The organism is Undibacterium sp. TJN19 (genome assembly GCF_049339485.1).
GTDB lineage: Bacteria > Pseudomonadota > Gammaproteobacteria > Burkholderiales > Burkholderiaceae_D > Undibacterium.
Genome location: NZ_JBMPPL010000002.1, coordinates 284,795 through 307,848 on the forward strand (window position 1 = coordinate 284,795; position 23,054 = coordinate 307,848).

Sequence of the window (23,054 nt, forward strand, 5' to 3'; positions counted from 1 at the left end):
GAGCGCAAGATGAAACTTGCAGAAGCCTTGTTATTGCGAGGCGATTTACAGAAAAAACTGGCGTCCATGCGTGAGCGCATAGTGCGTAATGGCTTGGTACAGGAAGGCAATACGCCACAGGAAGATCCAGAGGCCTTATTGCTGGAAGCTTATGCCGTGACCACGGAACTGGAAAAACTGGTACTGGCGATTAATGCGGCGAACATGACGAACAAATTGCCAGATGGTCGCAGCCTGACAGCCGCTATCGCTGAACGCGATAGCTTGATACAACGCCATGCCTTGTTGCAAGCAGCCATAGGATCAACGCATAAAGAACCAGATCGCTATAGCGCGCGTGAAATAAAATGGGTGTCCGTATTCGATGTGAAAAAATTGCAGAAGCAGTCGGAAGACCTGGCCAAAAATTTGCGCGAACTGAATGCGAAAATCCAGGAAAGTAACTGGCAGGTGGTATTGTAACTAAGCGTGTAAATCAGCTTGTAAAGTTTCGGAACATAGGGCGAGCGTGGAACCCCGGCCCGATGACAGGGGGTGGAAAATATACTGGGATCGCTCACGGAGCGCGATGGGCAGCGCCAACAAATGACAACTCAGCCCATCACATCGCACTGTTGAAATTGCATACTGCAAACTTGACTACCACATGCTGACTATGTTCCAACCCGTTTAAAAAATTCACTCAGTCATTCGCTTTTTTTTGCGCAATGACTTTTGTGGATTTTTCGTCGATAAAAATAATTTTTGTTGACACAGTAATTTAATCTCATGCAGAATCGAGTTTCTTCGATATGTAGCAATTTAGAAATCCGCAGCAATTCGATTTTTTCCGATTTTTTCATTAACACCCAATTCAAGAAAGGAACGGCCATGCCACGGAATACGGCTAATAACAATCAGAACAATATTTAGCCCCGTGCACGACGCTCGGGGTTAAGGCAAATCGCCAACCCGAGCCGGTCGTTTTTTTCGAAAACCCCGGTGAGGAAACTCGTCGGGGTTTTTTACTTTTCAAAACGCTGATTTTTGTTGGAACGCCAGAACCTTGCATGGTCTTGAACCCTGCAGGCAGGGACGGTGTCCGCCAAAAAAAAACGCAGGCTTATTGACGAAGAAAAGCAGCCAGATAAGTCTCATGCCAGCAGCACGATTTGCTGCAACAGCAGGAGCAACTCGCTGAAAAAACACCGGCATCACAAGAAGGAAAATTGTATGCCTATAGCTCAAAGTTTGCACAAGGCCAAAGTGCCTGTGCATATATTTACCGATGATGTTGATCACACTGCCATACAGCAGTTGCTCAATATCGCCAGTTTACACATCGTCCATCCTTACGTGGCCGCCATGCCTGATGTGCATGCGGGCGTGGGTGCTACGGTAGGCAGTGTGATACCTACCCGTGCAGCCATCATCCCGGGTGCAGTTGGGGTGGACATAGGTTGCGGCATGAATGCCGTGCGCACGACTTTGACTGCCAGCCAGTTGCCTGACAATCTGGCGAAATTGCGCAGCGCCCTGGAAGCCGAGATACCAGTCGGTTTTCGCCAGCATGCCTGGAACCGGATGCGCGGGTCTGCCCTGGTCAGGGTGGGCAAGCCTTTGAATGACAGGCTGGACAAGATCGTCGCCAAGCACAAGAGCATCATGAAAATGCTGCCGAAGTTTTACCAGACCTGGATATGCCAGTTGGGCACCCTGGGTGGCGGCAATCACTTCATTGAAGTGTGTATTGATGAGGAGCAGCGCGTCTGGATCATGCTGCATTCCGGCTCGCGCGGCGTGGGTAGTGTCATCGGCAAGCACTTTATCTGGGCCGCAAGAAAAGAAATGTGGCGGCACCAGATACACTTGCCAGATAAGGACTTGTCTTATTTCACTGAAGGCTCGGAATTGTTTGATGACTATATCGAAGCAGTGCAGTGGGCGCAGGATTATGCATTGGCTAACCGCAGTGAAATGATGCGTAGGGCATTGGCTGTGCTGGAAAAAGAAGTCACCGGCTTCAAGCTGGATGGTGAGGCCATTAATTGCCATCACAATTATGTGTCGCAAGAAACCCATAATAATGAAAATCTGTTTATTACGCGCAAGGGAGCCATTTCTGCCCGCATGGGTGAGATGGGAATTATTCCTGGCAGCATGGGGGCGCGTAGTTATATCGTCAGGGGTAAGGGGAATCCTGAATCATTCTGTTCGTGCTCGCATGGAGCAGGGCGCAGGATGAGCCGGGGTGAGGCCAGGGAGACGTTTGATGCTGATGACCTGGCAGCCCAGACTCAGGGTATAGAATGTCGCAAGGACAAGGGAGTCGTCGATGAAATTCCGGCAGCGTATAAGGATATCGATGCCGTCATGGCGCATCAGCATGATCTGGTTGAAGTTGTGCATACCTTGCGCCAGGTCGTTTGTGTAAAAGGATAGGGGATAAAGAATGAAGATCAATATCAAATTACCCAAACCACGTAACCCGCTGGCTGTGCTGGTCAAGCAGCGCAATGCCGGTGTCCACGGCGCACTCAATCCCAAGCGTACTGAACGCAGACAAGAGAAGCAACGCTTGCAACATGCATTGAAGGGGAAACTAAAAGACGGCGATGCTGAATAAGCACAAGCCTGATTTTCATGTTGTAGCTGTAGCTTTCGTTATAGCAGTTGTTGATACATTGATAGCCTTCCATTTTCACGAATGGAAGGCTGTTTTATTTCACTCAATGCAATAGTGTGATGGAATACGACAAATGCGGTGACGAATGAAAAATGAGGCGAAGATCACATGAAAATCCTTTGCTGTCAGCGCGCTTAGCTCGGTAGAATCTGAGCATAAAAATTTGAAATTCCATTCTGCCGGATTGAGGAGAACAAGCATGGCGCACACCAGACGGCTACAGGCGATTGATTTATTACGGGGACTGGTGATTGTATTAATGGCACTGGATCATACCCGCGATTTCTTTTCCCCCACTGCATTTGATCCCCTGGATCTGGAACTGGGCTCACCAGGCTGGTTTTGGACGCGTTGGATTACCCATTTGTGCGCACCGATATTCGTCACGCTGGCAGGCATGTCCGCTTTTTTGCGGGCGCAACATAAAGACAAGAAAGAAATGTCGCGCTATCTGTTAAGCCGTGGCGCCTTGCTGGTGGCGCTGGAATGGACCTGGGTCAGCTTTAGCTGGCAATTTGGTCTGAGCGTATTTATCCTGCAAGTGATCTGGGCCATAGGCATGGCGATGATCGCGTTGAGTGCCTTGATCTGGCTGCCACGCTGGGCCATTATTCTGGTTGCGGCAGTGCTGATCTTGCCGCATAACCTGCTTGACAGCCTGCATGGTAAAGATAGCGGCATTTTGTTCATGGCCTGGCACCAGGGCGGCTTTTATCCCTTGCCAGGAAAAATGGGCATCGCTTTTGCCTATCCGCTCATGCCCTGGATAGGTCTGATGGCCGCCGGTTATGCGCTGGGGCCGGTGATGTTATGGGATGCGGCCAAACGCCAACGTTTTTTGTTTTCTGCAGCGGCGGTGCTGTTGTTGACGTTTGTTATTTTGCGCAGCGGGAATTTCTATGGCGACCCTGACCCGTGGTCGGCGCAGGGCAAAGGCTGGTTCTATGACCTGATGTCTTTCATCAAGGTTCACAAATACCCGCCTTCATTGCTGTATCTGTGTATTACCTTGAGCATAGGCTTAAGTACCTTGGCCGTGTTTGACCGTTATGTGAAAAAACCGTTGTCGATGTTGATGCTGTTTGGTAACTCGCCGATGTTTTTTTACCTCATCCATATCTCTCTGATCCACGCGCTGGGCTGGATATATATGCAATCGCGTTATGGCCAGCAGCTTGATTTCCGCAGTCAGGGCGTGGTGATACCGGATTATGTGCCGTCTTTGCTGATCTGTTATCTGGCCTGGTTGCTGGTCTTGTGCATTATGTGGGTGCTGACAACATGGTGGGTGACGCGTAATAAAAAACTGCCTGCTGTGCCCCAGGCAGTCTGAAATCTTTCTCATTATTTGTGTCAGGGGATAGCACGACGCTATCCCTCTTGATGAAGTCGGTATTATTTACTTGCCTCTTGCGCTGTCTTGCGCATGGTTTCCAGAGTGGCCCCGGGTGTAATCAGGTTGCCGTCGTAACGCAGTTCTATCAGGGCTGGCAAATTGTGTTGGCGGCTATGTTCCAGCGCACGCTGTAAGGCGGGTGCAAATTCAGCCGTGGTATTCACAGTTTCGCCACTCGCACCGAAGGCGCGGGCCAATGCGGCAAAATCAGGATTATGCAACTCGGTGCCAGAAACGCGGGCCGGGAAGGTTTTCTCCTGATGCATGCGTATCGTGCCATACATGCCATTGTTGAAAACGATAATCACCACGCCCGCCTTGTATTGCACGGCAGTTGCCAGCTCCTGCCCATTCATCAGGTATTCGCCATCACCGGCAAAGGTGATGACGGTGCGTTGCGGGTCTATGATCTTGGCGGCAACGCCAGAAGGCACACTGTAGCCCATGGCACCAGAGGTGGGTGCCAGTTGGGTGCGCATGCCACCATACGGGAAGTAGCGGTGTGCCCAGGTTGCATAATTGCCTGCCCCATTCGTGATGATCGTGTCTTTTGGCGCATGTTGCCTGATGTCTTGCACGACTTGCCATAAATTCAGCGGCGCATTTTCTTTGGCAAAAATGGCCGGTTCGGTTTGCCATGCGTGCAGGTCGGCTTTGGCTTCTGTTACTGTGGCTTGCCATTTGCTGGCGGCATCCAGACCTTCCATTTCGGCCAGTGCTTCGGCAATTTCTTTCATGCCGCTGTTGATCATCAGATCAGCCTGGTAGACCCGGCCCAGTTCCAGTGCATCGCTATGGATGTGGACAAGCTTTTGTTTCGGTATGGGTGCTTCCAGCACGGTATAGCCGCCGGTAGTCATTTCACCCAGACGCGGGCCGATGGCAATGATCAGATCGGCTTCCTGCAGTCTTTGCGCCAGTTTGGGGTTGATACCTATGCCAACATCGCCGATGTAATTGGGGTGCGCATTGTCCATCAGATCCTGGAAACGGAAGGCGCAGGCGACCGGCAAGCGGTTGCTGACGGCAAATTCACTGATATGCTGGCAGGCGGTAGCATCCCAGCCACTGCCGCCCAGTAAAACTACAGGGCGTTGCGACACAGCCAGCATATTGCGCAGTTGCGCCAGTTGTTGTGGCGAGGCAGATGCCTGTACCGGTGTGTAATGGCGGGTATCAGCCACTTCTGCCACCTGGGCCAGCATGTCTTCCGGCAATGCCAGCACAACCGGGCCCGGACGGCCACTGGTGGCGACCTGGAAGGCGCGGGCGATATATTCAGGCACGCGGTCGGCGTGGTCTATCTGCGCTACCCATTTCGCCATCTGGCCAAACATGCGGCGGTAATCAATCTCCTGGAAGGCTTCGCGCTCGACAAAATCATTGCCGACCTGGCCTATGAACAAAATCATTGGCGTTGAATCCTGGTAAGCCGTATGCACACCGATAGAGGCGTTGGTCGCACCTGGCCCGCGGGTGACAAAACAAATGCCGGGTTTGCCTGTCATCTTGCCATAGGCGTCAGCCATGAAGGCAGCTCCGCCTTCCTGGCGGTTGATGATAAAGCGTATAGGGCTGTCATGCAGGGCATCCAGCACCGGCAAATAACTCTCGCCAGGTACACCAAAGATGGTATCGACACCGTGGACTTGCAGGGCATCCACAATCAACTGGCCGCCAGAACGTGATTTCAGCATGATAGACAATGATAAAAAGTAAAAGCAGTACGCTACCAGAAAGCCTGCTTAATTTGCATCGTATTTGAGGCTTATGCACGGAATTATCATTGAATAGCTTAGATTAACTAACCCTGAATGAGGTAGAATAGCGCCCGAAGCAGGCCAGACAATCGCTGGTTGCCTTGAGCAATCAAGGTGACGGGAGGAAGGTCCGGACTCCATAGAGCAGGGTGACGGCTAACGGCCGTACGTCGAAAGCCAGGGTGTAAGCCCGGGTATAAGACGAGGAATAGGGCCACAGAGACGAGCGTATTAAGTTACGGTGAAACGCGGTAACCTCCACCCGGAGCAATTTCAAATAGGCACGCGTTGATGTTGCTCGCGGAGCGTGCGGGTAGAAAGCTTGAGCGGCGGAGCAATCCGTCGCCTAGAGGAATGATTGTCATAGCAGACGGCAGCAATGTCTTATGCCGTAACAGAATCCGGCCTACCGGCCTGCTTTATTTTTTCTCCTGATATGCGTTGTAGCATAAGGATCGCTTTCCAGCGATTTCCTGCTCATTGCCAGATCACCTGCAGTTCATTTCCATCAAAAAACATCAGGCGCTGTCCTTTGGCTTGCCTATACCTTCGTGATTTGTCTCCATCAAGCATCATTCCCTGCAAGCAAGTCAATTTTATGAAAATACCAGTGGTACACTGGCAAGGGATAAAGTTGTACGCTTTTCAAACCAACACATTGCAAGCGCATGGAGACTGGCGGGATTAGAAAAGAGCGTGACGTACCTATCGCGGCATTTGCACTTTGCATTTGCCTGATCGCTGCCGCGATCATCGGACAGAGTTGGTGGTCAATGGCGCAAGATAAGTCATTGACGATTAATGCTGCCCAGGAACACAATTTCCTCGCAGTCCGCATCCTGGAAGAGCATGTCAGCAAGATTCTACGCGATGCCGTACAGGTCATGGGCGTGGTCAGTGATGAAGTGCTCACTGAAACCAAGGTTGCCCCCAGTGATGAAGTCCTTATTCGTCAGATGCTGGTCAGACAGCGCCAGGAATCCGAATTCATTTTTGCCATTTCCCTTTTTGACACACAAGGCAAGCGCTGGGTATCGAGCCAGCAGGCCGCTGCCCTGGCCGATATCCAGGTTGATCAGACGCACATCAAGTATCTGCTTGATAGTCCTGAAAATACCAGGGTGGTACTTGGCAAGCCATTCCAGTTAATACAGACTGGGCACTGGGTGTTGCCTATTGCTAAAAGTTTTTTTGACATCAGCGGCAAGCAAATTGGGCTGATACAGATTGATATTGATTTACGTTATTTCCATGATTTTTACGAGCGCATTGCTTTAGGCAGCAGTGCCAGCATCGCCTTGTATGATGAATCCGGCAAACAATTGACTGGTGCGCAGGCGAATACAGAAAATAAGGAAGCCGATTTTTCCAGAACAGCGATTGATCTTGTCGTTCGCACCAAATCTAATGAAGGTGTTGTTCGTGGCACCAACGCTGATGGCAAAGGGGTTTTGATCAGTTATCGCAAGATTGCAGAATTCCCTCTCACACTTGTGTATTCCCGCGATATTGAAACCATCCTGGCGGACTGGAACACGCGGGTTGCACAAAAAGTCATGGTTACTGCAATGACAGCCGGGTTTATTTTTATTCTGGCCCTGATTTTGCTCTGGCAGATCCGCCATTTGCGTGATTCCAAGGCCCGGCTGGAAGCCAGTGAGAGCCGTTATCGCCTGTTATATCAGGGCGCGCAGGACGCCATTCTTTTAATTGGTCGTGACTACAGCTATGTAGATTGCAATCCGGCAGCATTGCAGTTGTTTGGCAGACAAGTCGAATCCGAAGTCATAGGCCGCAAGGTTGGCAGTTTTTCTTCCAGCATGCAGGCAGTTGAAGGCTTGCCAGGTCAGGATAAAGATGTGCTGGTGGTGACCCTGATCGATCAGGCTTTCAAGGGCGAGCCGCAAAGATTTGAATGGGTAACCGTCAGGCATGACCAGATTCAGTACAATGAAATTTCACTGAGCCGTGTAGAGGTTGACGGCGAAATGCTGGTGTTCTGTGTCATCCGCGATACCAATGCCCGTAAATATACTGAATTGCTGATGGAGGGACAAAACCACCTTTTGCAACTGATAGGTGGTGACGATGATCTGCCTTCCATATTGGAGGCCATCTGTCAGTTTGTCGAGAAACTTTGCCCCCACTGGCGTTGTGGCATCCAACTGCTGTCAGAAGACAGACGCAGTTTTGCCCAGGCGACAGGAAGCCGCTTCCCTACGGTACTGTTGACGCAAATCCCAGGCATGGTCGTGACGCATGGCAGCGGGATATGGTCAGAGGTCGTGTTGACGGCACAATCGGTGTGGCTCAGTGATTTTCAGCATGCGCCTGCCATGCAGTTTGTCAATGCGGTCGAAACCCTGTCCGAATTCCCTTCCTGCGCAGCCTGGCCCATTTTTGGCAAGAATGGTCAGTTGCTGGGCAGCTTTACTCTGTTTTCCTACAGTCGCAAGGCTTTCGACGACAAAGACCTGAGTCTGATACGGATAACGGTAGATATAGCCGGAATAGCGATAGAAGGGCGACGTTCAGAGAAAAAAATCATGCAGCTTGCGCATTATGATGAGCTGACAGGCTTACCCAACCGCTTCCTCTATAACCAGCATCTGTCGCGTTCGCTGGCCATTGCCGAGCGTAACCGCAGCCAGCTGGCGGTTCTTTTTCTGGATCTGGACCGTTTTAAAAACATCAATGACACCTTCGGGCATGATGAAGGTGACCACGTCTTGCGCACTGTTGCGCGCAGCTTCCGCCAGTGTCTGCGTGAATCAGACATCATTGCCAGGATAGGTGGCGATGAATTCATTTTACTGATTGATCAGTTCAACGAGCCGCGCGATCTGGGAGATGTCGCCGACAAGCTGCTGTTTGAAGCTGCCCAGCCATTTGATATCAATGGCCAGGAATGCCAGCTCAGTGCCAGCATAGGGATTGCGACTTTCCCCGCAGATGGCAAGGACGCCCAGACCCTGCTGAAAAATGCCGATATCGCCATGTACAGGGCGAAAAACAAGGGCAAGGACAATTACCAGTTCTATGCCTCGGAAATGAACACCCACACTGTTGAAAGGCTGGCATTTGAGGCAAGACTGCGCAAAGCGCTGGAGCGACGTGAATTTGTGGTTCATTATCAGCCCAAGCTTGATGTCATTACAGAGCGCATCGTAGGTGCTGAGGCGCTGGTGCGCTGGAATCACCCTGAGCGCGGTATTCTATATCCGGTTGAGTTCATCGCGCTGGCCGAAGAAGCTGGTCTGATAGCCCGCCTGGGCATGCTGGTGCTGGACATCGCATGCCGCGACATGCTGAGTTTCCGTGGCATCGACAAGGACTTTGGGCGAGTGGCCATCAACCTGTCAGGTGCCCAGTTCAATGATGCCAATATGCTTGATGAAGTCAAAAGCGTCGTGGATTTCTGGCGGGTTCCTTCCAATTCTATCGAATTCGAAATTACCGAAAGCATGGTCATGCATAATCGTGAGCAGGCCATACAGCTGATGGACGGCCTCAAGGAGGCTGGCTTTACTCTCTCGATTGATGATTTTGGCACCGGTTATTCGTCGCTGGCCTATCTCAAACGCTTTCCTGTCGATAGCGTCAAGATTGACCGCTCGTTTATCAAGGACATCCCTGATGACCCCAACGATACCGCCATCGTGCTGGCCATCGTTGCGATGGCCCATACCCTGGGTATCAAGGTCATCGCTGAAGGGGTAGATTCTGCAACTCAACTGGCAACCCTGCGTGAATGCAAATGCGATGAATACCAGGGCTTCTATTTCAGTAAGGCCGTGTCGGATAAAGAGTTCTTGCAGTTATTGCAGCGCCAGGCCAAAGTCGGCTAAAACAGCCAAAGACAGCTAAATAAGCACCTGCTTCGCTGAGAGATATCTTCGTCAGTTGGTGATGTTTCCCCCATCTCAAATCATCAATTTTTTGTTATTTCAGCCACGTGATGGCCTTGAGTGCTTGTTAATAGGCCAATCCTCGATTTTGCGTTCATAAAATTGATCGCAGGCACTTCCTTTCTCCAGGGCATTTATAGCCGTACTAACGCTTGCATTACAACATGCAGACACAAACACATGGTTATATATGAGACGCTACTTTCACTATATTTCGTAAGTCTCTAATTTATCAGGGTAAATTAGAAAAGGCCAACCTCAAGTAGTTGCGCTAAGTCATTGACTTCATTACATAATTTCAAAAATCACCCCTTAAATTCGCTTGACCCGGCTCAAGTCCTACTCTAAAGTGGGCAATAGTGTGAAAAAGTGTAATTTTGTGGAACAAATATCCCGATTTCGCTTACATTCCATGCTTATATTTAACCAGCAATAGTTCGAACCATTTTCAAAAAGAAGGTAATAGCGTGTTTCAGGGTGCGTCTTCACTCAATCTCGATGCCAAAGGCCGGATGTCTATCCCAGCCCGGCACCGTGACGCGCTCAATGTACAGTGCGAAGGCCGGATTACCCTGACCCGCCATCCTGACGGCTGCCTGCTGTTATTTCCACGCTCTACCTGGGAATCCCATCGTGAACAAATCGCTGCCTGGCCCATCCAGGCGCGCGACTGGAAACGTATTTTCCTTGGCAATGCCTTTGATGTGGACATGGACAGCGCTGGCCGTATTCTGGTTGCGCCAGAACTGCGCAGCGCCGTTGGCATGCAGCGTGATGTCATGCTGCTGGGCATGGGCAGCCATTTCGAAATCTGGGATGCGGCCAAACTGGCTGAAAACGAAGCGAAAGCCATTGCTGGCGGCGCTCCTGATGTATTAAACAATTTTTCTTTCTGATCGCAGGCAATGAGTATTCAGCAAGCGGCAGATTTTACACACCAGACGGTGTTGTTGCATGAGGCTGTAGATGCCCTGGGCATTGCAGACCAGCGTGCCAGTGGCATTTATATAGATGGCACTTTTGGCCGTGGCGGCCATAGTCGCCTGATTCTCACACAATTGGCAGGCAATGGCCGCCTGATCGCTTTCGATAAAGACACACAGGCGATTGCCAGTGCTGCCCAAATCGAGGACAGCCGTTTTCAAATCGTACATGACAGCTTCGCCGCGATGGGTGAAGCCCTGCCTGATTGTGGCGTAAGCCAGGTTGACGGCATATTGATGGATCTGGGCATTTCATCACCACAGGTTGATGACGCCACACGCGGTTTCAGTTTCAGGTCAGACGGGCCGCTGGACATGCGCATGGATACCACACGTGGCATTTCGGCAGCCGAATGGCTGGCGACTGCCGACGAAGAACATATTACGGAGGTTATAAAAAATTATGGGGAAGAACGGTTTGCTTTTCAGATTGCAAAGGCGATTGTTGCTCGCCGGAAGACAGAGTCCATTTCTGGAACACGACAGCTCGCAGAAATCGTCGCACACGCCGTCAAAACTCGCGAGAAGGGTAAAGACCCGGCAACTCGCACCTTTCAGGCTATACGGATTTTCATCAATCAGGAACTTGAAGATCTCGAAATAGGCCTGGCAGCGGCATTTGATGCCCTGGCACCGTATGGCCGCATGTCGGTGATCAGCTTTCATTCGCTGGAAGACCGTATCGTGAAGCAGTTCTTCGCGTCCAAGGTCAAGCTTGAGCAGCCGGACCGGCGTTTGCCAATACGTCATGTGGATTTGCCGCAGCCGAAAATGCGTCTGCTGAACCGCATCAAGCCGTCAGAAGCCGAAGTCAGTGCCAATCCACGTGCAAGGTCGGCGATTTTACGCGTGGCAGAACGCCTGCCTGAGGTGAACGCGTGACTACCCGCATCAATATCATTTTGGCCATCGCGTTGATCGCCTGCGCCCTGTCTTTGATCAATTCGCAATATCAGGCGCGACGCCTGTTTATCGAACTTGAGCGTGAGCAGAGTTTCAGCAAGCAATATGAATTGCAGTGGACGCAACTCAAGCTCGATCAATCCACCTTCGGTAAGCATGCGCGTATAGAAACAAGCGCTGTGCGCGAGCTGGACATGGTGGCGGTCACGCCGGAGCGTACGCAGTACCTGAAAGCGGTGGAGGTCAAATGAGCCGCTCAGCGACCACCGCACGCACGGCCGGTTCCCGCGGCGTGGCATTTTCTTCCAGCCCCGTGCTGGATGTGAAACTGCCTACTTGGCGTTCTCGCCTGATATTGTTTGTTTTATTTGCGGCCTTTTTGACCCTGATTGCCAAAGCCTTGTATCTGCAAGGCATGACCAAGGATTTTTTACAGCAGCAAGGTGCAAACCGCTATGCGCGCACGCTTGAATTGCCGGCTACCCGCGGCAAGATTACTGACCGTAATGGCCAGGTGCTGGCATCGTCGGTGCCGGTGAAAGCCATCTGGGCCATCCCTGATGACGTGCTGGAAGCACCGAAAGAAAAGATACAGCAACTGGCAAAGCTGCTGGACATGACAGAAGCAGAGTTGCGCAAGAAGCTCGATTCCGATCGCCAGTTTGTCTATCTGAAACGCCAGGTGGAAACCGATGTTTCAGACAAGATATTGGCGCTGGGTATAGAAGGCATAGAAACCCGCAAGGAATACAAGCGTTTCTACCCCGAAGGTGAAGTCATGGCCCACGTTGTGGGCTTTACCAATGTGGAAGACATAGGCCAGGAAGGCATAGAACTGGCGTCAGAAAAAAACCTGGCAGGCAAGACGGGCAGCCGTCGCGTCATCAAAGACCGCCTCGGCCATATCGTTGAAGATATACAAGCTGTGCGTGAACCGCATGATGGCAAAGACCTGACCCTGTCGATAGATAGCAAGATTCAGTACATCGCTTTTACGCATTTGAAAGAAGCGGTAGAAAAACACAAGGCCAAGGCCGGTGGTGCAGTAGTGCTCGACGTGGAAACCGGCGAGGTGCTGGCCCTGGTCAACCTGCCTACCTATAACCCGAATGACAGGTCGGTGTTGACCGGTGCCCAACTGCGTAACCGCGTGATGACCGATACTTTCGAGCCTGGCTCAACCATGAAGCCTTTCACAGTGGCACTGGCACTGGAGACCAACCGGGTGACGCCTGACACGGTTTTCCAGACCGCGCCGGGTGTGATGGCCATCGGCCCTGCGCTGATCCATGATGCGCACAAGCAGGGATCGCTGACCGTAGCCCAAGTCATCCAAAAATCATCGAATATTGGCACCGTCAAAATGGCGTTGCAAATGCCGCCGCAGGAAATGTGGGAGTTGTTTACGACGGTAGGTTTTGGCCAGCAGCCAAAATTTGGTTTCCCTGGGGCAGTCGCCGGTCGTTTGCGTAACTACAAAAACTGGCGTCCGATTGAACAGGCCACCATGAGTTATGGTCATGGCGTTTCTGTTTCCCTGATACAGATGGCACGTGCCTACATGATATTTGCCAGAAACGGCGACATGATACCGCTGACTTTTCAAAAGTCGGCAGAAATGCCACCAGGTTCCCGTGTCATTTCAGAAAAGACCGCGCGCCAGTTACGCCAGATGATGGAAACCGTGACCGAGCCTGGCGGCACTGCTACCCAGGCCAGGGTGGCCGGTTACCGTGTCGCTGGCAAGACAGGCACGGCACATAAATTAGAAGGCGGTCGCTACGTCAATAAATACGTCGGCGACTTCGTAGGTTTTGCACCGGTATCACATCCTCGCATCATCGTTGCCGTCATGATAGACGAGCCCAGCGTCGGTGGATATTACGGCGGCACTGTTGCCGCGCCGGTTTTTGCGGCTATTACGGCGAACGTTTTGCGTTCCATGAATGTGCCACCAGATTCATCAGTCACCAGCATTATTCCTGACACCAGCGTACAGGAAAGCATGTAATGACTAACACAAATATCACTATGAATGATTTGCTGGACTGGCTGAAACAGAATGTGCCAGAACCCGATGCGCAGCTGAGTTCAGACTCGCGCGCCATAAAAATGGGCGATGTCTTTTTCGCCCTGCGTACCTTGATTAACGACGGTCGGCAGCACATTGCCCACGCTGTGGCAAATGGCGCCGCAGCGGTAGTGTTTGAGGCAGAAGGTTTTAACTGGGATACTTCACTTGATGTCCCACATCTGGCCGTATCAAATTTGCAGGAACTTGCTGGCCCGGTCGCCCATGCCTGGTATGGGCAAGCAGATCAGGACTGGTTCAATGTTGCCGTTACCGGCACCAATGGCAAGACTTCGTGCTCGCAATGGATAGCCAAGGCCTTGTCACTGAGTGGCACGCCCGCTGCCGTGATTGGTACTTTGGGTGTAGGCCAGTATCGCAACGGCATGCTGGGTCAATTGGCAGAGACAGGTTATACCACACCAGACGCCATCGCCTTGCAGCAAAGACTGGCAGAACTCAATCGTGAAGGTGCGCAGGCTCTGGCGATAGAAGCTTCTTCCATAGGCCTGCATCAGGGGCGTTTGAACGGGCTGCATTTTGATGTGGCTGTTTTCACCAATCTGACGCGTGATCACCTTGATTATCATGGTGACATGGCAGCGTATGCCGAAGCAAAGGCCAGCTTGTTTGACTGGAAGAATCTGGGTACGGCCGTAGTGAACCTGGATGATGCATTTGGTCTTGAACTGCTGGCGCGCGTACAGAAAACACAGGCAAATCCGAAGATTATCGGCTACAGTCTGGAAAAAACACTCCCCTCCGGTCTGGCAGAGATGCCTGACCTGGCGATCCTGTCTGCCAGCAACCTGAAAACCAATTATGCCGGTACCAGTTTTCATCTGGACTCGCCGTTTGGGTCTGGCCTGGTCAAGACACAATTGATAGGCAAGTTCAATGTCAGCAATGTCCTGGCGGTTCTGGCCGTATTGTTCAGTAAAGGCATCACCTGGAACAAGGCTGTTGCCGTTCTGGAAAAACTGACCCCCGTACCAGGTCGCATGCAGTTATTGGGCACGGCCGGGCACGTCATGGTCGTCATCGATTATGCCCATACGCCAGATGCGCTCGAAAAAACCCTGGAAGCCTTGCAGCAGGTAGCGCAAGAACGCTCGGGCCAGTTGTGGTGCGTGTTTGGCTGCGGTGGTGATCGCGATCCTGGCAAGCGTCCGCAGATGGGCAAGATTGCCGAGATGGCACAGCATGTCGTCGTGACCAGTGACAATCCACGTAGTGAAAGCCCGGCGCAAATTATTCAGGATATCTTGCAAGGCATGAGTACCGCACCCCAGGTCATCGACGACAGGGCGAATGCCATCCTGTATGCGATCAAGCATGCCGATCATCATGATGTCGTGCTGCTGGCCGGTAAAGGTCATGAAACCTATCAGGACATCAACGGCAAGAAATGGCCGTTTTCTGATGAAGAACATGCTGCGCTTGCGCTGGCCACTGTCGCGACCAGCGGCAATATGAAAAGGGGAAGCTGATGCAATTTTCCCTTCATGAATTGCAGGGCGCTCTGACTGGTGCAAGTCTGACAGGCGATGCGCAAATCACCGGCCTGACCACAGACAGCCGCAAGATCAGTGCTGGTGATGTGTTCGTCGCCTTGTGCGGTGAAAATTTTGATGCCCATGATTTCCTGCCGCAAGTCGCTGCTGCCGGTGCTGCTGCGGTGATTGCTGAATCGCTGCCGCAGGGTTTTACCCTGCCGTCATTGCAAGTGCCAGACAGCAAAATGGCCCTGGCAGAAACCGGACGTTTCTGGCGCGAGAAGTTTAGTTTGCCCATCATTGGTGTCACGGGCAGCAATGGCAAAACGACGGTGAAAGAAATGATCGCCTCCATCCTGGCTGCCGCGTATGGTGCAGATGGCAAATTATCGACCAGCGGTAACCTGAATAATGAAATTGGCGTGCCTTTGACCATCCTGCAATTGCATGAGGGGCATAAGGCCGCCGTCATTGAAATGGGCATGAATCATCCTGGTGAAATCGCTTTGCTGGCTAGCGTAGCCAGGCCAACTGTTGCACTGGTGAATAACGCCCAGCGTGAACATCAGGAATTCATGCAGACAGTAGAAGCTGTTGCGCGTGAAAATGGCGTTGCCATTCAAACTCTGCCTGATGATGGCGTAGCCGTATTCCCGGCAAATGATGAATTCAGCACCTTATGGCAATCCTTTGCGTCTGAACGCGGCAGCCGTAAAACCTTGAGTTTTGGTCTGACTGATGATGCCGATGTGCAGGCAACTTATCTGCCCGGCGTATTTGGCAATGATTTGCAGGTCAGCCTGCTGGGGCAGCCGATGGCAGTGCGTCTGCAGGCAGCTGGTCAGCACAATGTCATGAACGCACTGGCTGCTATAGCCTGTTGCCACGCCATAGGGATCAGTAAGGACGCGATTATTTCTGGCCTCGAAAATTTTTCGCCAGTTAACGGACGCTTGCAACGCAAGCAGGCGAAGTGCGGGGCCACGGTGATTGACGATAGCTATAACGCCAATCCCGATTCTGTGCGCGCTGCGATTGATGTGCTGGCGCAAATTGGTGGAGACACCACGCTGGTGCTGGGTGACATGGGTGAAGTCGGTGAAAACGGTGCGCAGTTCCATCAGGAGATTGGCGATTATGCACGTCAGCGCGGTGTGCAGCAACTGATGTTGTTGGGTGATCTGGTCGCCCATGCCGCCACAGCTTATGGCCCCGGTGCACAGCATTTTTCCAATCTCGGCAGTTTGCTGGCGGCACTTGACAAAAATACCCGGAGTGAAACTACGGTCCTGGTGAAAGGTTCGCGTTTCATGAAGATGGAGAGGGTGGTCGCTCATCTGTTGACACCCGGCGATACAAATACATTACAACAAAAAATAATAGGGAATCACTAGTATGTTGCTTTGGTTGGCTGATATGTTCAAGCAGGATCTGGGCTGGCTGCGCGTCTTCGGGTTTATTACCTTTCGCGCAGTGTTTGCCACGATGACGGCCATCTCGATTGGTATTTTTGCCGGTCCTGCGGTGATACGCATGCTGACCCGCATGAAAGTTGGCCAGGCTGTACGCAGCTATGGCATGGAAACGCATCTGGTCAAATCCGGCACGCCTACCATGGGTGGCGTATTGGTGCTGATTGCAATCGGTGTGTCGACCTTGTTGTGGGGTGACTTAAGCAATCGTTTTATCTGGGTGGTAATGATCGTGACACTGGGTTATGGTGCCGTCGGCTGGGTCGATGATTACCGCAAGGTAGTGCACAAAGACCCTGAAGGTATGCGTTCTCGTGAAAAATATTTCTGGCAGTCGCTGATTGGTCTGATTGCAGCGTTTTACCTGGCATTTTCTGTTTCCGCACCGAGCAATTCAAAAGTACTGGAATTGTTTATTGCCTGGGTACAGTCGGGCTTCAATATGGATTTGCCGCCAAAAGCAGATCTGATCGTACCGTTCTTTAAAACGGTCAGTTATCCGTTGGGTGTGTGGGGCTTTATCGCCTTGACCTATTGTGTGATTGTCGGCACCAGCAATGCTGTCAATTTTACCGATGGTCTTGATGGCCTGGCCATCATGCCGACCATCATGGTGGGGTCAGCCCTGGGTTTGTTTGCTTACCTGACCGGTAATGTGGGCTATGCAAAATATTTGCTGATACCGCATATCCCGGGGGCGGGTGAATTGCTGATTTTCTGCGGTGCGATGGCAGGTGCGGGTCTGGCATTTCTGTGGTTTAACGCCCATCCGGCCCAGGTGTTCATGGGTGACGTTGGCGCTCTGGCGCTCGGTGGTGCCCTCGGTACGGTGGCCGTCATCGTCAGGCAGGAAATCGTACTCTTCATCATGGGCGGTATTTTTGTCGCAGAAACTTTGTCTGTGATGCTGCAAGTGAGCTACTTCAAATACACAAAAAGAAAATATGGCGAGGGCCGCCGTTTGTTATTGATGGCACCACTCCACCATCATTTTGAAAAGAAGGGCTGGAAGGAAACACAGGTCGTCGTGCGTTTCTGGATCATCACCATGCTGCTGGTCTTGATTGGTTTGTCTTCACTGAAGTTGCGTTGATTTTGCGTTGATTTTTTTGCGCTGATATTGAGTTACAAGTTTGATTTATAGAAATAGTGGTATATGGATTTTTCGGGAAAAAATGTCTTAGTTCTGGGCCTGGGTGAAACCGGGCTGGCGATGGCGCAATGGCTGCTGCGCGCTGGCGCGCGCCTGCGTGTTGCCGATACCCGTGAAGCGCCCGACAGATTGCCCCAGTTGTTAGCGCTTGCCAATCCGGAAGCTGAAGATACACAAATTGAATTTGTCGCTGGCAATTTCAATACAGAATTACTTGATGGCATTGATCTTGTCACCGTCAGCCCTGGCCTGTCGCCCTTGCGTGAACTGAGCGAATTGCTACCAGCCGCGAAAGAGAAATCACTGCCAGTCTGGGGTGAAATCGAATTATTTGCGCAGGCATTGGCAACACTGAAAGCAGAGCGCGAGTATCAGCCCAAAGTCATCGCGATTACTGGTACCAACGGCAAAACCACGGTGACCAGCCTGACAGGTCTGTTATGCGAACGCTCCGGTCTGTCGGTAAAAGTAGCCGGCAATATCAGCCCGGCAGTGCTTGATGTCTTACGTGTATGTCTGGATAACGAGCAGTTGCCCCAAGTCTGGGTACTGGAACTCTCAAGTTTTCAATTGCATACTACCCTTAGCCTGCAAGCAGATGTGGCAACCGTATTAAATATCAGCCAGGATCATCTGGACTGGCACGGCAGTCTGCAATCCTATTGTGCAGACAAGGCACGCATCTTTGGCGAGCACACTTTACAGGTCTTGAATCGCGATGATGCACTGGTCATGTCCATGGCAAGACCGATGGGTAATGCGATCAGCTTTGGTGTGGATGCGCCCAAACATATTGGCGACCTGGGCTTGCTCAATGAACATGGCATGGGCTGGCTGGCAGCTGCCAGTTCTGCGGACGATACGCCAGTTAACACCAATAGCCGTCGCAAGAAAAAAGAAGTTGAAGAAATTCCTGTTCTCATCACGCGCCTGATGCCTACCGATGCATTGCAAATCCGCGGGCAGCACAATGCTGCCAATGCTTTGGCCGCACTGGCACTGTGTCGCGGTATCGGTTTGTCATTTGCCCCTTTATTACACGGCTTGCGTGACTATAAGGGTGAGCCGCATCGTGTGGAACAAGTCGCCAATATCGCCGGCGTTGATTTTATCGACGACAGCAAAGGTACCAATGTCGGTGCTACCGTAGCTGCATTGAAAGGTTTAGGACAACAGTCAGATGCTTTGCATAAACGCATTATCCTGATTGCTGGCGGCGAAGGAAAGGGGCAGGATTTTTCTCCCCTGGCTGACCCGGTTGAGCGTTATACCAAAGCGGTATTTCTGATAGGTAAAGCGACGCCAGAACTGCAACAGGCTCTGGCAATCACCGGTGTCAGTTTGCATGACAGTGCCAGCCTGGAAATGGCCGTGCAGGCAGCGGCTGACATGGCGGCGGAAGGCGATATCGTCTTGCTGTCACCGGCATGTGCCAGTTTTGATATGTTCCGCAACTATGCCCACCGGGCCCAGGTATTTGTTGACGCCGTGCGCGAAATCGCACTGGCGCGTGGGGAGGTCTGCTGATGCGGCAGTTGTTGCTCCCATTGCAGAGATGGTCACCGTTCGGTAGCCCGGCGGCGAACACCAATCTGGTCAGTCGTTCCAAGATGATGGATTACGATCAGCCGCTGGTGTGGGTAACTATTATTCTGATGCTGTTTGGTATGGTGATGGTGTATTCAGCCTCCATCTCTTTACCTGATTCACCCAAGTACGCAAATTATAAAAATTCGCATTTCCTGATACGCCAAGCAATTTTCGTATTTGTATCCGTGATTGCCGGTGCATTGATTTTCCGCATACCGATCGCCGTCTGGCAAAAATATGCACCGTATTTATTCGTTGCCACGCTGGTATTGCTGGCAGCTGTCCTGATACCGGGACTGGGCAAGGGTGTGAACGGCGCGAAGCGCTGGCTGTCTTTCAAAGTATTCAATTTGCAGCCTTCGGAATTGATGAAGCTGTTCATGGTCTTGTACGCCGCAGATTACACCGTGCGCAAGCAGGAATACATGCACAAACTGACCAAGGGGTTCATTCCCATGATGGCGGCAGTGGGTGTGGTTGGCCTGCTATTGCTGTTGGAACCTGACTTGGGCGCTTTTGGCGTCATCGTCTGTATCGCCATGGGCATCTTGTTTTTAGGGGGCATCAACGGTATCTGGTTTGGGGGTATTGCAGCAACCCTGGTCGGTATTTTCACCATGGTTATCCTGATTTCACCATGGCGGCGTGAACGTATTTTTGCTTACTTGAAACCGTTTGAAGAAGATCATGCCCTGGGCAAGGCATATCAGCTCACGCATTCGCTGATTGCTTTTGGCCGTGGTGAGTTATTTGGTGTTGGTCTGGGTGCCAGTGTGCAGAAACTGCATTACCTGCCGGAAGCGCATACAGATTTTTTGCTGGCTGTCATCGGCGAAGAGCTTGGCTTCGTTGGTGTACTGGTGGTGGTCTTGCTATTTTACTGGCTGCTCAAGCATGCTTTTGAAATTGGCCGCCAGGCGATTGCGCTTGATCAGACCTTTGCCGGTTTGACTGCCAAGGGCATAGGTATCTGGATAGGTGTACAGGCATTTATTAATATGGGCGTCAATCTCGGTTTGTTGCCAACCAAGGGTTTGACTTTGCCATTGATGAGTTATGGTGGATCAGGTGTCATGATTAATTGCATAGGTCTGGCGATCTTGTTACGTGTGGATTATGAAAACCGCGTCTTGATGCGTGGAGGCCGCGCATGAGCCAAACTTTCCAAACCGCCCAAACCATGCAAAAAATACCAAAAAAATTATTGATCATGGCAGCTGGCACTGGCGGTCATATCTTCCCTGGTCTGGCCATTGCCGACATCATGCGTGAGCGTGGCTGGCAAGTTACGTGGCTGGGCACCAGGATTGGCATGGAAGGCCAGATCGTACCAAAGCATGATATCGCCATGGACGCCATCGATTTTTCTGGCCTGCGTGGCAAGGGTTTATCGCATACAGTCAGCGGTGCTTTCAAGCTGATCAAGAGTTTCTTCAACTGTTTTAGCATTATCGGTCGCCGTCAGCCAGATGTGGTTCTGGGTATGGGGGGGTATGTGACAGTACCTGGTGGCATCATGGCTGCATTGCGTGGTAAGCCTGTCGTCTTGATGAATGCCGATGCGACGCTGTTATTGTCAAATAAAACCCTGCGCCCGTTTGCCAGCAAATTGTTGTTTGGTCTGCCATCTGCAACCGTCAGCGCCGACAGGAAAACCCAGGTCACGGGCAACCCGATACGAAAAGAGATCTGCGAAATGCCGGTACCGGACCACCGTTATACCGGCCGCACCGGGCCATTGCGCATACTTGTCGTTGGTGGCAGCCTGGGTGCCAAAGTCTTGAATGATGCTGTGCCGCAGGCAGTGGCGCTGATGTCGGCGGCGGCGCGTCCGCAAATTACGCATCAATCTGGCAAGCAGCATATTGCGGCCTTGCGCGAGAGCTATGCCAATGCCGGTGTAGAGGCAGAAGTGCTGGATTTTATCGATGACATGCCACGCCGCTATGCCGAGGCTGATCTGGTGATTTGCCGCGCTGGTGCCATTACGGTATCCGAGCTGACCGCGGCGGGTGTGGCCAGCATACTCGTGCCTTTCATGGCGTCGAGCACTTCGCATCAAAAAGAAAACGCCCAGTGGCTGGCAAATCAAAAAGCGGCAATCCACTTGCCGCAAAAAGAACTGACGCCAGCCGTACTGGCAGAAAAATTACAAGCAATTGACCGCGCCCAGTGCCTGGCGATGGCAAATACAGCCTATGCCCTGGGGCAACGCGAAGCAAGTGTGAACATTGCACATATTTTGGAAGCATTAGCATGAAGCACAAAGTCAAACACATACACTTTGTTGGTATCGGTGGCTCAGGCATGAGCGGCATCGCTGAAGTCTTGTTGAACCTGGGGTACACCATTTCCGGCTCTGATCTCGGTAGTAACGCCGCGTCAAAACGCCTGGCGGCACTGGGCGCCGATGTCAAGCTGGGCCATACCGCAGAAAATATTCAGGGTGCGGATGCCGTCGTCACCTCCACTGCGGTCAAGGCAGATAACCCTGAAGTCATCGCTGCACGTGCCAAACATATCCCTATCGTGCCACGCGCCATGATGCTGGCAGAACTGATGCGCCTGAAAAGCGGTATCGCGATTGCCGGCACCCACGGTAAAACCACTACCACCAGCCTGGTTGCCAGTGTCCTGGCACAAGGCGGCCTGGATCCCACTTTTGTCATTGGTGGCTTGCTCAATAGCGCGGGTGCCAATGCCAAACTCGGCAGTGGTGATTTCATCGTGGCTGAAGCAGATGAATCCGATGCGTCCTTTTTGAACCTGTTGCCAGTGATTGAAGTCATCACCAATATCGACGCTGACCATATGGAAACCTATGGTCATGATTTCGCCAGACTGAAGCAGGCCTTCATCGAATTTACCCAGCGCCTGCCATTTTATGGCGTGGCCGTACTTTGCCTGGACGATGCCAATGTGCGTGAAATCATGCCTTTCGTGTCCAAGCCCATCGTCACATATGGCTTTCATGAGGATGCCGATGTACGTGCCGTGGAAGCGACTGCATCTGGTGGCAAGATGCATTTCACAGTCGTGCAAGATGGTTATGAGAATATGCAGGTCAGCCTGAACCAGCCTGGCATGCACAATGTACAAAATGCCTGTGCAGCGATTGCGATTGCACGTGAAGTTGGCGTCAGCGATGAGGCAACACAAAAAGCGCTGAGTGAATTCAATGGTGTTGGCCGTCGCTTTACACGCTATGGCGAAATCGCTCTGGCCAATGGCGGCACCTTTGCGCTGGTCGATGACTATGGTCACCACCCAGTAGAAATGGCAGCGACACTGTCAGCAGCACGTGGTGCTTATCCGGGGCGTCGTCTGGTATTGGCGTTTCAGCCGCACCGTTACACGCGTACGCGGGATTTATTTGAAGATTTTGTCCGTGTCATTTCCACTGCTGATGCGGTGGTACTGGCTGAAGTCTACGCAGCAGGTGAAGCGCCGATTCTGGCGGCAGATGGCCGTGCGCTGGCACGTGCCTTACGCGTCATGGGCAAGGTGGAGCCGGTGTTTGTTGAAGATATACAAGAATTGCCGTCGAGTTTGTTGCACGTGTTGAAAGATGGCGATGTCGTCATCGTCATGGGTGCGGGTTCTATCAATGCAGTGCCGGCAAAACTGGCACAGGCAGTGTAAAAATTAAATGATCAA

Annotated in this window: 17 protein-coding genes and 1 other RNA gene; 17 read left to right on the forward strand and 1 reads right to left on the reverse strand. The window is 51.9% G+C overall.

The genetic code is table 11. The features are described from left to right. Positions 1-9: 9 nt before the first annotated feature. The 4 genes from ACO0LH_RS09490 (at position 10) to ACO0LH_RS09505 (ending at position 3,998) form a co-directional block, all read left to right on the forward strand. Complete coding sequence (locus ACO0LH_RS09490; protein WP_422940830.1) at positions 10-462, forward strand: DIP1984 family protein; 453 nt, start codon at positions 10-12, stop codon at positions 460-462. 750 nt (positions 463-1,212) lie between these two features. After that, the gene (locus ACO0LH_RS09495) at positions 1,213-2,421 is read left to right on the forward strand and encodes an RtcB family protein (protein WP_422940831.1); all 1,209 of its coding nucleotides are present in this window, start codon (positions 1,213-1,215) and stop codon (positions 2,419-2,421) included. 10 nt (positions 2,422-2,431) lie between these two features. After that, entirely contained in the window at positions 2,432-2,605 is a 174-nt protein-coding gene (locus tag ACO0LH_RS09500) for a hypothetical protein (RefSeq protein WP_422940832.1), read from the forward strand. 259 nt (positions 2,606-2,864) lie between these two features. Then, entirely contained in the window at positions 2,865-3,998 is a 1,134-nt protein-coding gene (locus ACO0LH_RS09505) for a DUF1624 domain-containing protein (RefSeq protein ID WP_422940833.1), read from the forward strand. A 62-nt stretch (positions 3,999-4,060) separates the two neighbouring features. On the opposite strand, the gene ACO0LH_RS09510 is transcribed toward ACO0LH_RS09505, so the two are convergent. Beyond that, a complete protein-coding gene (locus ACO0LH_RS09510; RefSeq protein ID WP_422940834.1) occupies positions 4,061-5,758 on the reverse strand; it encodes a thiamine pyrophosphate-binding protein in 1,698 nt (565 codons plus the stop codon). Between the two features lie 136 nt (positions 5,759-5,894). Between ACO0LH_RS09510 and rnpB the strand changes: the two genes are divergently transcribed. The 13 genes from rnpB to murC all read left to right on the forward strand — a co-directional run bounded on the left by rnpB (position 5,895) and on the right by murC (position 23,039). Next, an RNA gene (gene rnpB, locus ACO0LH_RS09515) (RNase P RNA component class A) lies at positions 5,895-6,246 on the forward strand. 243 nt (positions 6,247-6,489) lie between these two features. Continuing rightward, complete coding sequence (locus ACO0LH_RS09520; protein WP_422940835.1) at positions 6,490-9,669, forward strand: bifunctional diguanylate cyclase/phosphodiesterase; 3,180 nt, start codon at positions 6,490-6,492, stop codon at positions 9,667-9,669. 527 nt (positions 9,670-10,196) lie between these two features. Then, positions 10,197-10,625: a division/cell wall cluster transcriptional repressor MraZ gene (gene mraZ, locus ACO0LH_RS09525; protein WP_422940836.1), complete on the forward strand. Its 429-nt coding sequence runs from the start codon at positions 10,197-10,199 to the stop codon at positions 10,623-10,625. A gap of 9 nt (positions 10,626-10,634) precedes the next feature. Continuing rightward, entirely contained in the window at positions 10,635-11,594 is a 960-nt protein-coding gene (rsmH, locus tag ACO0LH_RS09530; RefSeq protein WP_422940837.1) for a 16S rRNA (cytosine(1402)-N(4))-methyltransferase RsmH, read from the forward strand. Then, positions 11,591-11,866, forward strand: a complete 276-nt coding sequence (gene ftsL, locus ACO0LH_RS09535) for a cell division protein FtsL (RefSeq protein WP_422940838.1) — start codon at positions 11,591-11,593, stop codon at positions 11,864-11,866. Before rsmH ends, ftsL begins: the two co-directional genes overlap by 4 nt. Further along, a complete protein-coding gene (locus ACO0LH_RS09540; protein WP_422940839.1) occupies positions 11,863-13,626 on the forward strand; it encodes a peptidoglycan D,D-transpeptidase FtsI family protein in 1,764 nt (587 codons plus the stop codon). Before ftsL ends, ACO0LH_RS09540 begins: the two co-directional genes overlap by 4 nt. Beyond that, positions 13,626-15,176, forward strand: coding sequence for a UDP-N-acetylmuramoyl-L-alanyl-D-glutamate--2,6-diaminopimelate ligase (locus tag ACO0LH_RS09545; RefSeq protein ID WP_422940840.1), 1,551 nt, complete (start codon positions 13,626-13,628; stop codon positions 15,174-15,176). The genes ACO0LH_RS09540 and ACO0LH_RS09545 overlap by 1 nt, the downstream gene beginning before the upstream one ends. Further along, positions 15,176-16,576, forward strand: a complete 1,401-nt coding sequence (locus tag ACO0LH_RS09550; RefSeq protein ID WP_422940841.1) for a UDP-N-acetylmuramoyl-tripeptide--D-alanyl-D-alanine ligase — start codon at positions 15,176-15,178, stop codon at positions 16,574-16,576. Before ACO0LH_RS09545 ends, ACO0LH_RS09550 begins: the two co-directional genes overlap by 1 nt. A gap of 1 nt (position 16,577) precedes the next feature. After that, positions 16,578-17,747 (forward strand): phospho-N-acetylmuramoyl-pentapeptide-transferase, encoded by a 1,170-nt coding sequence (gene mraY / locus ACO0LH_RS09555; RefSeq protein WP_422940842.1) that lies wholly within the window; start codon positions 16,578-16,580, stop codon positions 17,745-17,747. A gap of 63 nt (positions 17,748-17,810) precedes the next feature. Further along, a complete protein-coding gene (gene murD / locus ACO0LH_RS09560; RefSeq protein ID WP_422940843.1) occupies positions 17,811-19,334 on the forward strand; it encodes a UDP-N-acetylmuramoyl-L-alanine--D-glutamate ligase in 1,524 nt (507 codons plus the stop codon). An 83-nt stretch (positions 19,335-19,417) separates the two neighbouring features. After that, positions 19,418-20,551 carry a putative lipid II flippase FtsW gene (ftsW, locus tag ACO0LH_RS09565; RefSeq protein WP_422941171.1) on the forward strand — a complete coding sequence of 378 codons (1,134 nt, stop codon included), beginning with the start codon at positions 19,418-19,420 and terminating at the stop codon, positions 20,549-20,551. Next, the gene (murG, locus tag ACO0LH_RS09570; RefSeq protein WP_422940844.1) at positions 20,548-21,657 is read left to right on the forward strand and encodes an undecaprenyldiphospho-muramoylpentapeptide beta-N-acetylglucosaminyltransferase; all 1,110 of its coding nucleotides are present in this window, start codon (positions 20,548-20,550) and stop codon (positions 21,655-21,657) included. Before ftsW ends, murG begins: the two co-directional genes overlap by 4 nt. After that, the gene (gene murC, locus ACO0LH_RS09575) at positions 21,654-23,039 is read left to right on the forward strand and encodes a UDP-N-acetylmuramate--L-alanine ligase (RefSeq protein ID WP_422940845.1); all 1,386 of its coding nucleotides are present in this window, start codon (positions 21,654-21,656) and stop codon (positions 23,037-23,039) included. Before murG ends, murC begins: the two co-directional genes overlap by 4 nt. The last annotated feature ends 15 nt before the right edge of the window (positions 23,040-23,054 follow it).